The following is a 13,961-nucleotide window of genomic DNA, read 5'->3' on the forward strand; positions in this document are numbered from 1 at the left end:
GCGACGGACCCTGCCTAGAACCGCGGCCAGATAGATAGGGGACTTTCGTCAATGAACATCCTGATCCTCGGCGGGGGCGGCCGTGAACATGCGCTGGCCTGGGCGGTGCTGCAAAATCCCAAGTGCGACAAGCTGATCGTCGCGCCGGGCAACGCGGGGATCGCCAATATCGCGGAATGTGCGGATCTGGATATTCTGGACGGCGGCGTGGTCGGGCAGTTCTGCGAAGAGAATGCCATCGACTTCATCATCGTCGGACCCGAAGCTCCACTGGCGGCGGGCGTGGCCGATGACCTGCGAAATGCCGGGTTTCTGGTATTCGGCCCCTCGCAGGAGGCCGCCCGGCTGGAGGCCTCCAAGGGGTTTACCAAGGAAATCTGCGATGCCGCGGGCGCGCCCACGGCAGGCTATGCCAGGTTCACGGAACCGGGTCCGGCCAAGGATTACATCCGCGCCGAGGGCGCGCCGATTGTCGTGAAGGCCGACGGTCTGGCGGCCGGCAAGGGCGTGATCGTGGCGATGGACGAGGCGACGGCGCTGGCCGCCATCGACGACATGTTCGGCGGAGAGTTCGGCGCGGCCGGGGCCGAGGTGGTGATCGAGGAATTCATGGAGGGCGAGGAAGCCTCGTTCTTCGTGCTGTGCGATGGCGAGGATGCGCTCTCCATCGGGACGGCGCAGGACCACAAGCGCGCCTTTGACGGGGACGAGGGGCCGAACACCGGCGGGATGGGGGCCTATTCCCCTGCCCCAGTGATGACCGACGCCCTGCAACAGCAGGTGATGGATCGCATCGTCTATCCCACCCTGCGCGAGATGGCCGCACGCGGGACGCCCTATTCCGGCGTGCTCTACGTCGGGCTGATGATCAAGGATGGCGAAGCGCGGCTGGTGGAATACAACTGCCGCTTCGGCGATCCGGAATGCCAGGTGCTGATGCTGCGCCTGGGCGCGCAGGCCTTCGATCTGATGCATGCCGCGGCCGAGGGGCGTCTGGGTGAGGCCCGGGTAAACTGGGCCGATGATCATGCGATGACCGTCGTGCTGGCAGCCGAGGGCTATCCCGGCGCCTATGCCAAGGGGACCGAGATCAAGGGGCTGGACGCCCTGCCCGCGACCTCGTCGGAGGTCTGTTTCCACGCGGGCACCAAGGCCGAGGGCGGCAAGGTGCTGGCCAATGGCGGACGGGTGCTGAACGCCACGGCGCGCGGGTCAACGCTGCAGGAGGCGCGGGATCGGGCCTATGCAATGGCCGAGGCGGTGGATTGGCCGGACGGCTTCTACCGCTCCGACATCGGATGGCGGGTTCTGGGGTGAGCGATGCCCATAGCTTCCGGTTCAAACCCGCGCTGCTGCGCGGCGCGCAGGACTGGGTGCTGGAGGGCAGCGACCTGCGCACGCCGCATGACCGGTTCAACCTGAATCTGGTGACGGAAACCCGGTTTACCGAGATGGGGATCAAGCGGGGCGGCGTGATCCGCAGGCTCGACCTGTCCCACCCCGAGGGGAAGCTGTCGATCGGCGTGACCGGGGTGGCGTCCGATACGAACGTCCAGACCCATGCAGACCTCGTTGGCGCGATCCTTGCCCGTTTGGCCGAGCGCGACGCGGATATTCCGCTGATCATCGGCGAGGGCGGCGCGCCCCGCGTCACCATGTTCCTTGCGGGCCTCTTTTCGCTGCTCGCGGCGGCGGGCCTTGCCATCGCCGTCGTGGTCGGGAACGGACGCAGCAATGCGGAGGTCTTTCTCTCGATCGGTGTGCTCGCGGTGTTCGGGCTGGTGATCGCTGTCCGCTACTGGCCCTGGAGGTCGATGCCGGTGCTGAGCGTCGGTATGGCCCCGGCGCTGATCGCCGCTTTTAAGACATAGCTTACTAACAGGCCGCGCGCGCCGGTTAGGTCTCGCAGCGTATCAGTTTTTCCAGGCTTTCCGGGCCGGTAAACCGCCCCTCGGCCCGCGTGTCGAGGCGCTGATCCCGGGACCAGAAGACCGAAAGATTGGCCAGCCAGTCGCCGGTGGAGAGGATGATCTCCGGCCGTCCGGCGCAATGCCGCACGCCGCCGACGATGTAGTCCCAGCCCAACCGGTGATTGGTCACCCCGCGCAGGGTGGCGACCTCCCGCAGTTCGCCTGCTTCCAGCCGGACCAGCCGCAGCATCTGCAGCAGGTGCGGGCGGTCGACAAAGGCGATCTCGATCCGGCCGTCGCCATCGAAATCCGCCGCGCCGACCGGGGCCAGCCATCGGTTGCGCTGGCCGATATGGTCTGTGGTGACCAGCCGCCCCTCGGCGGTGTAGACGGCCAGCCGCGCGCCCAGGCGCAGGCTGGTTTCCACCGCGATGACCTCGGCCACGCCATCACCGGTGACGTCGGCCAGGCGGGGGGAGAGGTCCTCGAACACCATATCTTCGGGCAGGGTAAAGCGCCGTACGGTCCCGTCCTCCAGCGTCAGGCGGAGCGTGGTCCATTCCAGCTTGTCGCCCAGGACACCGTGGTCATAGCGGTCGGTCGGGCCCTCGTAGGTGGCTGCGGTGATGCGCCCTTCGGCCTGTACCGGGCTCAACGCAGTCAGACACAGGCCCGCGGCCAGAAGGGCGCGGCGGGCCATCGGCCGCCACGCGCGCAACATCACGGGCCGCGCGCGGTCGCGCATGGATCAGATCTGCTTTTCGGGCATCTGAACGACGAGGCCGTCCAGCGCATCGGTCACCTTGATCTGGCAGGTCAGGCGGGACCGGGCGGGATCGGGTTCATAGGCGAAGTCGAGCATGTCCTCTTCCATGTCCTGCTTTTCCGGCAGCTTCTCGACCCAGGCGGGGTCGATGTAGACATGGCAGGTAGAACAGGCGCAGGCGCCGCCGCAATCGGCCTCGATCCCCGGGATACCGTTGTCACGGGCGCCTTCCATCACGGTCATACCGTTGGCCACGTCCACCACGTGTTCCGTGCCGTCGTGCTCGATATAGGTGATCTTCGCCATTCGCGTCTCCTTGGCTTCTCGCTTCGCCCGTATCTAACGATGCCGGGCGGGCCGTTCCAGCCCCTTTCCGTCCCCCAGTCACGCAGGGTTGAGAAACGTGACGTTGTTCGCTATATGTTCTCCATGACGCCCCTGCCCCCGCCCTTTCCCGATCCGCGCAGGCCCGACCCCTATCCCTGGCCCCGCCCGCCTGCCTGCCTCCCGGCGGGGATGCTCGACCTGCCACCACAGGGCGCGCGGGTCGCGGTGGCGGGGCTGGTCATCCTGCGGCAGCGGCCCGGCACGGCCAAGGGGGTGATCTTCCTCACCCTGGAGGATGAGACGGGGGTGGTGAACGTGATCGTCTGGCGCAAGCTGTACGAGGCCTTCCGCCGGGCGGTGATCGCCGGGCGGATGCTGCGCGTGACCGGGCGGCTGCAGCGCGAGAACGAGGTGACCCATGTGATCGCCGAACGGGTGGAGGATATCTCCTATATGCTCGACGATCTGCTGCGGCCGGGGGGACCGGGCGACCGGATGCCGGGGGGCGGAGGCAACCCGCGCACCCCGCCCCGCGCCCTTCCGCGACACGCAAAAAACGGATAGAATGGCCCGGCCGGGCCCCAGACCCGGACGAGCAGAAGGTACCCCCCGATGACCCGAAGGAGCTGGACCGCCGCAGCCGGGCTCTTGTCGCTGTCCGCCCTCGCGGGATGCGGCATGCCCCTGCCCGTGCCCGGCGTGGGGGAACCGGACATCATCCAGATCCGATCGGAACCGCCACCGGGATCGCCCGCCGGGGCCTGCTGGGGACAGGAGGCCAGCCCCGCCGTGGTTGAAACCGTGACGGAACAGATCCTGCTGCAACCGGCGCAGGTCCATCGCGACGGGACGGTCCTGGCCCCGGCGGTGTACAAGACCGAAACCCAGCAACGCATCCTTCGCGAACGGCAGGAGCTGTGGTTCCGCACCCCCTGCCCCGCAGAGCTGACCGAGGACTTCGTCGCCTCGCTGCAGCGCACACTTGCTGCGCGGGGGCTCTATTCCGGGCCGATCAACGGCCGTATGGACCGCCAGACCCGGCGCGGCGTGCGCAACTACCAGGCCCCGCTCGGGCTCGACAGCGGGATCCTCTCGCTCGCGGCGGCCCGCAAGCTGGGGCTGGCGGTGGTGGATGTGACCGAGGATGATCGGTCGGTGGCGCTGATCACGGAGGGGTGAAGGGGGTTCGGTGGCAGACAGGGCCGCCCAAGGTGGGTGTCGGCTATGAGACCGGGCGACTCCAAACCGTCATGGCGCCTCGTCCGGCAAGTTCAACCAAAGTCGGCCGGAGCGATACCCGCCGCGTACCAGGTGGCCCTCCTCCTCGACCTCGGGATGCTGGTCGGCCCAATCCCGAAAGCGGTCGTTGGTGACGATCCTGGCATTCTGGTCCCGCGCCGCGGACAGGATAATCTCATCCGCAATGGTGCCCTTGGCGACGACTAGGACCCGGGCGCTCGGCAGCCCCAGGCGCTTCGCCAGTTCGGCGTCATCCTGGTAGCGATTGTTCAGCTTGTATCCGGCGTTCGCATCAAAGACGACGCAGGGCACATAGCCCATTTCGCCCAATCGCCGCGTCACCTCCCGGACGGTTGCGAGATCCGCGCCATTGCCCTTCCAATGCATGATGTTCGAGCCGTCCAGAACGATCCAGCGTTTCTTCACCCCCGTCGCGACCCCTCTGCGCCAAAGGTGCACGAAAAGGAGGATCAGGCTTGCGACGGCGCAAGGCACTGCCAACAAGAGCAAATCTGACAACCCGGGCAGGAGTAGCCCGACAAGCAGGCCGACACAGGACAGCAACAGAAGGATTATCGGTGCGACCATGGCGGCATTCCCGGGTCTGAAAAGCATCTTTCAATAGAAAAGGCCGCCCCTCCCGGAGCGGCCCCTTGTCTCTTGTCGCGGAAACTCACCCCGCGGCGCGTTCCTCCGGGCGGAAGCTGATCCGGTCGGAGACGGTGAAATGTCCGGCCGAGACCTTGCGCAGTTTGCCTTCGCGCAGCAGGCGGCCGAAGTGGCGCAGCCCGTCCTCGCGGGAGAATTCGTCCTCCAGCGCCTGACGCGCCTTCACCATCAGTTGCGGGCGGGTGAACTGATCGCGGCCCTCGACAAAGGAGAGGTAGGAGGCCGCGGCTTCCAGCAGGTCGGGCAGACCGGCCGCGCCGACGCGTTCGGCGAATTCGTTGAAGGAGGCGGCATTGGCGGCGGCGGCGCGGGCATGGGCCTGCGCATCGACATCCGCGTCCTCGTCCGGCATCGGCTCGTGCTTGGCCAGGTCGGACATCCGCACGCGGCGAGGGCGGACCGGACCTGCATCCGCGCCGGGGATGTCGACGCGCTGTTCGGCGACCAGTTTCAGCGGGGCCGGGCGATCCTCCGCCCGGCGGGAGGGGCTTTCACCACGGCTCGTCGGGGTCACCGGACGGCGCGGGCGCACCACCTGGGCCAGATCGTCGCGATAGACGTTGGCGACCTCCTGTTCGTCGTCCTCGGCCACGCCGCCCGCCTGTTTTTCCGCCTTGGTGGCGGCCACGGCGGCGCGCAGATGCGCGATGGCAGACCGGCGGCGGGTGCCGTCGCTGTCGTCCAGGTGGTGGTCAGTTTCCTTCAGGATGCGGTCCATGTCGTCATCGGCCTTACGCAGCAGACGGCTGCGCGAAGGCTGGACGGGTTCTGCATCGGCGGCAATCGCCTCCTCGTCCTCTGCCGCGGCGAGGTCATCCTCGGCCTCCGCAACTTCGGTGTCGGCACCGATGGCGAACTCCTGATCTTCCAGGTCGCCGTCGTCGCCGCTTTCATCGTCGAAGTCCCAGGACATGTCTTCATCCAGATCGGGGTCCAGATCAGCGTCGTCCTCGTCTTCGTCCTCGGCATAGGCGGCAAAGCTGTCGTCCTCTTCGGCCTCTTCGACCGCATCGGCGTCATCCTCGGCGCCAAGCGCGATTTCGGCTTCCAGGGCCTGCAGTTCGTCCTGCAGATCGGCCTCGTCTTCGGGGCTGAGCGAGCTTTCGCCGCGCAGGATGGCATCGGGGACCGACGCCTCCGCCTCTTCTTCCAGGGTGCCGTCCTCGACCGCGGCTTCGAAATGGCGGCGCTTGACCTTCAGGACGCGGGCAACAGGGCGCGGCTGAACCGGGGCCTCTGCAACCTCGACCTCGTCCGCCGCTTCGAACTCACCCTCGTCGTCGGCGTCATCTTCCGCCATATCGGCGAAGAAGGCCTCCTCATCGAACTCTTCGTCAGCGTCCGCGTCGTCCTCTACGGCGACCTCGGCGGTGTCTTCATCGGCTGCGTACTCGTCAGAGGTGTACCCAGCCTCGTCGTCCTCTTCGCTCTCGGCGAAGTCCATCGCCGCGCTGAGATCGAAATCCTCGGCGTCGTCAGTCTCCACTGTGGTATCGGCATCGCGTTCGGCCAGCTCGGCAGCGATGGCCGCCTGGGTCGCCGCCGCAATGGACTTGGCGGGCTCAACCGTTGTGTCGACGGCGTCATCGGCCAGATCGTCCTTGAAAGCCTCGGCAAGCGACTGCGCGCCGATGCTGGGCGTATTGCCCTCGGCATGTTGATCTTCGGAATAACCGTTGGTCGCCTCGCCCTTGCCGGTCTTGGCCACCACGCCCCGAATGCGGGCGAGTTTCGCGGCGACCGAGGTCTGGTCGGGATGCGGGGCGGGGCCAGGCGCGCCGGTGGTCACGCGGACCGGGCGGCTGCCCGTGACCTGGACCCGGGGGCGGTTCGGCTGAATGCGCGGCGCGGGCGAGGCTTTGGGCTGACGCCGCACAGTGGCGGACATGTTCTTGGCGATGACCGGGCGCGGGGTGGCAACGGTGGCCTCTTCTTCCGCTTCGGCGATAGCTTCGACTTCGGCGAAGTCTTCGTCGACCTCGTCGATTTCGTCTTCTGCGGCCTCGACCGGCGCGTCAGCGACCTGGGAGAGATCTTCGACGTGGTCCTCGGCGGCCTCTTCCATGGCCTCGGCAACGGGGGCCGCGTCGAGGGCCTCTTCGACCTCGGCCACCGTGGGCTCCGCCGTCTCGTCCACGTCTGGTTCCGCGCGGGCCGGTGCCGACAGGGCGGCAGTGTCCTGGCGCAGCGTGATGCCGTTTTCGTCCTGATGGGCTTCGACCCGGCGCGATGCGGTGCGGCTGGCCAGGCGCGCCAGCATTTCCGCATCCGGGGTCGGCGGCTCGGCGCCGAAGAACCGGTCATCCGCGGCGAGGTCCCGGAAATACTCCGCAATCGCCTTCATGGTGGTGAAGGCGTCGTCAAACCCCTCCAGAGTGCAGGAGAACGTGCCATAGGACACGGTGAGGATTTTATTCGAATCTGCCACGATGTATCTCGCTTCTTGTCACTTGCCGCACCGGGTGGGACTGCTCTTCTTCCACCTCTGTCGGCCAGACCATGCGACTTAGACGGTTCGAATCTAAGGAATGGGTCGTTTCATTTTGTGACAATTTCGTGGTGCCTGTCCACTTTGGCCCAGGAATGAGGACAATGAAATTGCCAACAGGCAAAGGAATATCGCGGGATGATTGAACAAATCGTGACCACGGATGAGGCGGTTCTGCTTCTGGGCGGGGCAGACCCCGAGGGGGCGCTGGACCTGCTGCGCGGGCTGAAGGACGAGGTTCCGGTGACGGATATGCCGGTGGTCTGCGCCGACAGCGGGGCCGCATTGGCGCGGCGGGCCGGGTTGGACCCGGTCGCGGTGATCGGCGATTTCGACAGTATCTTGTCGGAGGATCGCGCCGCCCTCGACCCGGCCCGGCTCTACGAGGTGGACGAACAGGAGAGCACTGATTTCGACAAGGCGCTGGCGCGGATCGGCGCGCCGGTGGTGCTGGGGGTCGGCTTCACCGGCGGGCGGCTCGATCATCAGCTGGCGGTGATGACGGGCCTGGCCTTGCAGCCCGACCGGCCCTGCGTGCTGGTCGGGGAAGAGGATGTGATCTGCCTCTGCCCGCCCCGCCTGTCGCTGGAGTTGCCCGTGGGATCGCGCCTGTCGCTCTATCCGCTGGCGGAGATGCGCGGCACGTCGCAGGGGCTGGAATGGCCGATCGACGGGCTGCCCCTGCGGCCCGATGGTCGGGTCGGCACGTCGAACCGGGTGAGTGCCGCAACTGTAGAGCTGACCATGCAGACGGCGGCGATGCTGCTCATATTGCCGCGCCCGGCCCTCCTCCCGCTGCTTGCGGCGCTGTCACGGTCTGACGCGCGATGGCCCGCTCGCGCAGAATGATGTAGAGGCCCGCCGCCACCGTCACCGCAATGCCAAGCGCGGCCAGACCGTTCGGCAGATCGCCGAAGATCAGGAACCCGATGGCCGTGGCAAAGGGGATTTCCAGGTATTGCATCGGCGCCAGCGTGGCCGAGGGCGCGTAGCGCAGCGACCAAGTCATCAGCAGATGCCCGAAGGAGCCGATCAGCCCGAGGATCAGGTAGAGCGGCAGCGCCGCCCCCGGGATCGGCGCCGGGCTGAGCGGCCCCTGCCAGACCAGGCCCGCGACGATGAAAGGGGCCATGAGACCCATGGCCATGCCGCCGCTGACCCCCTGCATCGCAATAGGGTCGAGCGATTTCGCAACCGCCCGCGTCACCAGCATGAAGAGCGCGAAACTCACCGCCACGCCAAGCGGCAGCAGCGCGGGCCACCCGACCTCGGCAAAGCTGGGCTGGATCACCAGCAGTGTGCCGACAAAGCCGACGGCACAGGCCCCCAGACGGCGCCAGCCGACCTCCTCGTCCATCAGGAGCCAGCCGAGGAGCAGCAGGATGAAGGGCATGACAAAGGCAATCGCCACGGTTTCCGCCAGCGGCAGGAACCGCAGGGAGGTGAACATGAAGCCGACGCCGACGATATGCAGCAGGGTCCGGGCCAGAACCAACCAGGTCTCGCGCCCGGTCATCCGCAGGCTGCGCCCGGTCGCCATGGCGAGCGGGATGAGGAACAGGGCCTGCATGGCGAAGCGTAGCACCAGCACCTGAAACACCGGCTGCGCATAGGCCGCCTGCCCCAGCAGTTTTGCCGTCGCATCCGACAGGGGGGCGACGAAACAGAAACCTGCCATCAGGGCGATGGCCAGAAGGGGGCGGTCCGCGCTCATCATCAGCCTTTCAGAAACCCCCGAAACGAAGCATGGGAACGCCCGGCAGGCAAGCGCAGGTGTCATTGCATGGTGCAAGAGCGGGGCTGCATCGTCTGGGTCTTATCGCGCAACCGAAATATCTTTGTGCCGCGACAGGAAACGCGGGAACACCGCCAATTTCGGCAGCTGTCCGCTCACCTGCAACGACGGTCCGGCGTGATCTGACCGACGGGGCCCGGGCCCGGGAACCAATGCGGCGTCCTTCTCATTCCTCACTCACTGGGCGTCGCATCCGGCGTCCGAAATAGAGAGGAGACAACCATGACCTTCATCACGAAATCCGCAGGCCTCGCAGCCATTCTTGCCGCATCCGTGTCCGGCGCCGCTCTGGCACAGAGCGCAAACCTTGGCGCTGACGCCGGGGCGTCGGTCGGGGCCGATGACGGTGGCGTGTCGGCAGATGTCGGGGCCGATGTGACGGCGGATTCCGGCACCATGGGCGACAGCGGCAACGCCTCGTCCACTGCGACCGGCGAGGCCGATACCGACATGGCCGCGTCCGGCACGTCGGATGACATGAACTATGGTCGCGTGATCTCGTCGATCCGGGCAGGCCAGAACGCGCAGGCCGACATCGCGGGTATCACGGCCGACAGCCAGGTCGAAACCATCGCCCTGTCCGAACTACAAGGCGAAGCTGGCGAGAACGCCTCGGCTCTCGACAATGCGCTTGCAGATGCCGAGGGCGAGATGGCGTCCATGCAGGACATGATCGCGGCAAACGCCGACTTCCAGGCGATGCTGGAGGCCGAAGGCTACGCGGCAGATGACGTGATCGGCGTTTATTCCAAGGCCGATGGCGGCTTTGAAGTCCTGATTGATGACCGGTCGTAATCACGCCTGAACGTGAGAGAGCCCCCCGGTGCACTGCAAGCGGGGGGCTTTCGCATGCGGCCTTCAGCAGTTCGGCACGTTGACCGCCAGCCCGCCGAGCGACGTTTCCTTGTACTTCGCATGCATGTCCCGCCCGGTCTGGCGCATCGTCTCGATCGCGGCATCCAGCGGCACGAAATGCTGGCCGTCGCCGCGCAGGGCGAGCGAGGCGGCGCTGACCGCCTTGATCGCGCCCAGGGAGTTGCGTTCGATGCAGGGCACCTGCACCAGGCCCTTCACCGGGTCGCAGGTCATGCCGAGGTGATGTTCCAGGGCGATTTCGGCGGCGTTCTCGATCTGCTCCGCCGTGCCGCCCAGCACCGCGCAGAGGCCCGCGGCCGCCATGGCCGCCGCCGATCCGACCTCGGCCTGGCAGCCGGCCTCCGCCCCGCTAATCGAGGCGTTGAATTTGACCAGACCGGCAATCGCCGCGGCGGTCAGCAGGAACTCCGGCACCCGGGCCTCGGACGCGCCGGGCACATGATCCAGCCAGTAACGGATGACGGCGGGCAGGACGCCAGCCGCGCCGTTCGTGGGCGAGGTCACGACCTGCCCTCCGGCGGCGTTTTCCTCGTTCACCGCCATGGCATAGACGCCGATCCAGTCGTTGATGACATGCGGGGCGTTCAGGTTGCGACCGCGCTCCTCCTCTAGCTTGGCCAGGATGCCGGGGGCGCGGCGGCGCACCTTGAGCCCGCCGGGCAGGATGCCCTCGCTCTCCAGGCCCCGATCCATGCAATCCTTCATCACCTGCCAGATGCGCAGCGTGCCCTGTTTCAGCGGGCCGGTGCCACGCGCGGCCTCGTTCCTCTCCTTCATCTGCGCGATGGTGAGGCCGGAGGTGCGGGCCATGTCCAGCATCTCGGCGGCGGATTTGAAGGGAAAGGGCACGGGCGGCCCCTCTTCCTTGGCGGCGCCGGCGGCCAGTTCCTCGGCGGTCAGGACAAAACCGCCGCCGATGGAATAATATGTCTCTGACAGGATGACGTCGCCCTGGGCGTCCAGAGCCTCCAGCACCATCCCGTTGGCATGGCCCGGCAGCGGCTGGTCGAAGTCGAAGCGCAGGTCGCTCTCCGGCGCGAAGGCCAGGGGCGAGAGCCCCTCGGGGCTGACCTGCTGCGTCCGGGTAATGGTCGCCAGGCTCTCCTCCGCCGCCTCCGCATCGAAGGTGTCGGGCTTATGCCCTGCCAGCCCCAGGATCACCGCCCGGTCCGTCGCATGGCCCCGCCCCGTGAAGGCGAGCGATCCGTAGAGCGTGGCGCGCAGCCCATGCGCGGAGAACGGCGCGGCGCGCAGCCGGTCCAGGAACCGCCCCGCCGCCACCATCGGCCCCATGGTATGGGAGGACGAGGGGCCAACCCCGATCTTGAAGACATCGAAAACGGACAGGAACACGTCTGGACCTCGCTTGGGTTCTTTCCACCGATCCTGCCTCAGTTAGGGCGACATGTCCGACCGGAAACGACGCAAGTCGTGGGCGAAACGGCCCCTGAGCCTGACATGACGCGGGATTGCCCCTCGCCACAGGCGGTCGCGCAACTTATAAGCTGCGCAAATCGAGGCGAGGAGTGCAGCATGTCCGGAGAGTTGTCGCCCATCGACAAGGCGAAATACGTGGCCGCCAAGAGATCGGTGGATTTCGTGGAAGACGGGATGCGTGTCGGGCTGGGCACCGGATCGACAGCCGCCTGGATGGTCCGCTGTCTGGGCGAGTTGGTGCGCGAAGACGGGTTGAAGATCAAGGGCATCCCCACCTCGTCCCGCACCGCGCAGCTGGCCAGCGAAGTGGGCATCGACGTGATTTCGCTGGACGAGGCGAAATGGCTGGACCTGACCATCGACGGGGCGGATGAATTCGATGGCGACCTGAACCTGATCAAGGGCGGCGGCGGCGCGCTGCTGCAGGAAAAGATCGTCGCCACGGCCTCCGACCAGATGATCGTGATTGCGGATATCGGCAAGGAGGTCGAGGCCCTGGGCGCCTTTCCGCTGCCGATCGAGGTGATCCCCTTCGGCTGGCAGACCACTCAGGCGCTGGTGGAGGAGATGCTGATTTCCATGGATGTGCTGGGGCGCAATTCAACGCTGCGAATGAACGGCGCGCGGCCCTTCGTGACGGATGAGGGGAACTATATCCTCGATCTGCATCTCAATCGCATCGGCGAGGCGCGGCAACTGGCCATGGTCCTGAACCAGATGCCGGGGGTGGTTGAGAACGGGCTCTTCATCGACATCTGCGACAGCGTGATCATCGGTTACGGCGATGGCCGGGTGGAGCTGCGCGACATCAACGCCGGCACGATCGAGGAGACGCGTCTGGATTTCCTGGAAGACGACAACCTGTTTTCCGACCTCGGCGAGTGAAGGGCCCTGCCCTTCTTGAGCCTGCGGCTCAATTCACCCAAAGGTATTTTCGACGACACGACGACCGGGGCGCTTTGCAGCAGGCTTGCGCTGGCCAATGCGCGCCCCATGTGGGATAGAACAGCAGCACGGCAGGAGACTTTCCATGAGCGATTTCGACTATGATCTCTTCGTGATCGGCGGCGGCTCCGGCGGCGTCCGGGCGGCGCGGGTCGCGGCGGGAGAGGCCAAGGCGAAGGTCGCCCTCGCAGAGGAAAGCCGTTACGGCGGGACCTGTGTGATCCGGGGCTGCGTGCCGAAGAAGCTGATGGTCTTTGCCAGCGGCTACGGCCCCGCGGTCGAAGAGGCCCGGGACTACGGCTGGCAGATCGGCGATGCGCGTTTCGACTGGGGTGCTTTTCATCCGAAAATGCAGACGGAGCTGGATCGCCTGGAGGGCATCTACCAACGCCTGCTGGATGGATCGGGCGTGGAACGCTTCGATCAGCGCGCGGTGATTGCCGATGCCCATACGGTCGCACTGGCCGACGGCACGCGCAAGACGGCGAAACATATCCTGATCGCCACCGGCGGGCGGCCCGTCCGGCCGGAGCTGGAGAATGCCGATCTGGGGATCGTCAGCGATGACATCTTCGACCTCGACACGCTGCCCAAGAGCATCCTGATTGTCGGCGGCGGCTATATCGCCTGCGAGTTTGCCGGCGTGCTGGCCGGGATGGGCGTGGAGACAACACAGTATTACCGTGGTGCGCAGATCCTGCGTGGTTTTGATGACGAGGCGCGCGGGCTGATCGCCGAAGAGATGCAGGCGAACGGCGTCGACCTGCATTGCGGCAGCGACCTGATCTCGATGGAGAAGGACGGCGAGGGCATCCGCGTGAAGGCCACCAACGGCACGGAGCGGGTCTTCGGCCAGGTGCTCTTTGCCACCGGGCGTCGTCCGAATTCGGACAACATGGGGCTGGAGGAGGTTGGCGTGAAGCTGGGCCGTCGCGGCGAGATCGAGGTCGACGACTATTCGCAGACCGCCGTGCCCTCGATCTACGCCATCGGCGATGTCACCGACCGGATGAACCTGACCCCCGTCGCAATCCGCGAGGGCATGGCCTTTGTCGAAACGGTGTTCCACGGCAATCCGACCAAGCCGGATCACGAGTTGATCCCGACGGCCGTCTTCACTCAGCCCGAATTCGGCACCGTCGGCCTGACGGAGGAAGAGGCGCGCGACCAGGAGCCGATCGAGGTCTACGCGACCTCCTTCAAACCGATGCAGACGGCCTTTGCCGGGCGGTCCGCGCGTGTCCTGATGAAACTGATCGTCAGCCAGGAAAGCCGCCGGGTTCTGGGGTGCCACATCGTCGCGCCTCAGGCGGGAGAAATGATTCAGATGGCCGGGATCGCCGTCAAAATGGGGGCGACGAAAGAAGATTTCGACCGGACCGTCGCCGTCCACCCGACCATGTCGGAAGAGATGGTGACAATGCGGACGCCGACCCGCAAAGCTTGAAATTCGCCCCCAAATGCACAGTTTGGGACCAAGAACAGAAGTTACGACAAGTGAGAAGGAAC

14 protein-coding genes are annotated in these 13,961 nt (G+C 66.3%); 8 read left to right on the plus strand and 6 right to left on the minus strand.

Features of this window, described 5'->3' with window-relative positions:
- Positions 1–51 precede the first annotated feature (51 nt).
- A complete protein-coding gene (gene purD, locus ACFC2Y_RS04010) occupies positions 52–1,317 on the plus strand; it encodes a phosphoribosylamine--glycine ligase (RefSeq protein WP_375175341.1) in 1,266 nt (421 codons plus the stop codon).
- Positions 1,314–1,871 (plus strand): hypothetical protein, encoded by a 558-nt coding sequence (locus ACFC2Y_RS04015; protein ID WP_375175340.1) that lies wholly within the window; start codon positions 1,314–1,316, stop codon positions 1,869–1,871. Before purD ends, ACFC2Y_RS04015 begins: the two co-directional genes overlap by 4 nt.
- Before the next feature lie 25 nt (positions 1,872–1,896).
- On the opposite strand, the gene ACFC2Y_RS04020 is transcribed toward ACFC2Y_RS04015, so the two are convergent.
- Positions 1,897–2,655: an FG-GAP repeat domain-containing protein gene (locus ACFC2Y_RS04020; protein ID WP_375175339.1), complete on the minus strand. Its 759-nt coding sequence runs from the start codon at positions 2,653–2,655 to the stop codon at positions 1,897–1,899.
- A 3-nt stretch (positions 2,656–2,658) separates the two neighbouring features.
- Positions 2,659–2,982: a 2Fe-2S iron-sulfur cluster-binding protein gene (locus tag ACFC2Y_RS04025; RefSeq protein ID WP_375175338.1), complete on the minus strand. Its 324-nt coding sequence runs from the start codon at positions 2,980–2,982 to the stop codon at positions 2,659–2,661.
- Between the two features lie 123 nt (positions 2,983–3,105).
- On the opposite strand from ACFC2Y_RS04025, the gene ACFC2Y_RS04030 reads away from it, so the two are divergent.
- Together ACFC2Y_RS04030 and ACFC2Y_RS04035 are read left to right on the plus strand one after the other, a co-directional pair.
- On the plus strand, positions 3,106–3,567 hold the full coding sequence (locus tag ACFC2Y_RS04030; protein ID WP_375175337.1) for an OB-fold nucleic acid binding domain-containing protein: 462 nt from the start codon (positions 3,106–3,108) through the stop codon (positions 3,565–3,567).
- Positions 3,568–3,615: 48 nt separating this feature from the next.
- Positions 3,616–4,182, plus strand: coding sequence for a peptidoglycan-binding domain-containing protein (locus tag ACFC2Y_RS04035; protein WP_375175336.1), 567 nt, complete (start codon positions 3,616–3,618; stop codon positions 4,180–4,182).
- Between the two features lie 69 nt (positions 4,183–4,251).
- Here ACFC2Y_RS04035 and ACFC2Y_RS04040 read toward each other — a convergent pair whose 3' ends face one another.
- Together ACFC2Y_RS04040 and ACFC2Y_RS04045 are read right to left on the minus strand one after the other, a co-directional pair.
- Complete coding sequence (locus ACFC2Y_RS04040; RefSeq protein WP_375186406.1) at positions 4,252–4,668, minus strand: hypothetical protein; 417 nt, start codon at positions 4,666–4,668, stop codon at positions 4,252–4,254.
- Positions 4,669–4,915: 247 nt separating this feature from the next.
- Positions 4,916–7,339, minus strand: coding sequence for a hypothetical protein (locus ACFC2Y_RS04045; RefSeq protein WP_375175334.1), 2,424 nt, complete (start codon positions 7,337–7,339; stop codon positions 4,916–4,918).
- Between the two features lie 198 nt (positions 7,340–7,537).
- Here ACFC2Y_RS04045 and ACFC2Y_RS04050 point away from each other — a divergent pair, with 198 nt between their 5' ends.
- A complete protein-coding gene (locus ACFC2Y_RS04050; protein ID WP_375175333.1) occupies positions 7,538–8,248 on the plus strand; it encodes a thiamine diphosphokinase in 711 nt (236 codons plus the stop codon).
- Here ACFC2Y_RS04050 and ACFC2Y_RS04055 read toward each other — a convergent pair.
- Positions 8,166–9,113, minus strand: a complete 948-nt coding sequence (locus ACFC2Y_RS04055; protein WP_375175394.1) for a DMT family transporter — start codon at positions 9,111–9,113, stop codon at positions 8,166–8,168. The genes ACFC2Y_RS04050 and ACFC2Y_RS04055 overlap by 83 nt on opposite strands.
- A gap of 303 nt (positions 9,114–9,416) precedes the next feature.
- On the opposite strand from ACFC2Y_RS04055, the gene ACFC2Y_RS04060 reads away from it, so the two are divergent.
- Positions 9,417–9,989: a hypothetical protein gene (locus ACFC2Y_RS04060; protein ID WP_375175332.1), complete on the plus strand. Its 573-nt coding sequence runs from the start codon at positions 9,417–9,419 to the stop codon at positions 9,987–9,989.
- Between the two features lie 63 nt (positions 9,990–10,052).
- On the opposite strand, the gene ACFC2Y_RS04065 is transcribed toward ACFC2Y_RS04060, so the two are convergent.
- Positions 10,053–11,423 carry an L-serine ammonia-lyase gene (locus tag ACFC2Y_RS04065; protein WP_375175331.1) on the minus strand — a complete coding sequence of 457 codons (1,371 nt, stop codon included), beginning with the start codon at positions 11,421–11,423 and terminating at the stop codon, positions 10,053–10,055.
- Positions 11,424–11,603: 180 nt separating this feature from the next.
- Here ACFC2Y_RS04065 and rpiA point away from each other — a divergent pair, with 180 nt between their 5' ends.
- Together rpiA and gor are read left to right on the plus strand one after the other, a co-directional pair.
- Positions 11,604–12,392, plus strand: a complete 789-nt coding sequence (gene rpiA / locus ACFC2Y_RS04070; RefSeq protein WP_375175330.1) for a ribose-5-phosphate isomerase RpiA — start codon at positions 11,604–11,606, stop codon at positions 12,390–12,392.
- A gap of 145 nt (positions 12,393–12,537) precedes the next feature.
- Positions 12,538–13,899 (plus strand): glutathione-disulfide reductase, encoded by a 1,362-nt coding sequence (gene gor, locus ACFC2Y_RS04075; protein WP_375175329.1) that lies wholly within the window; start codon positions 12,538–12,540, stop codon positions 13,897–13,899.
- Positions 13,900–13,961: the final 62 nt, after the last annotated feature.

This window comes from Pseudooceanicola sp. (assembly GCF_041987405.1).
Lineage (GTDB): Bacteria > Pseudomonadota > Alphaproteobacteria > Rhodobacterales > Rhodobacteraceae > Pseudooceanicola.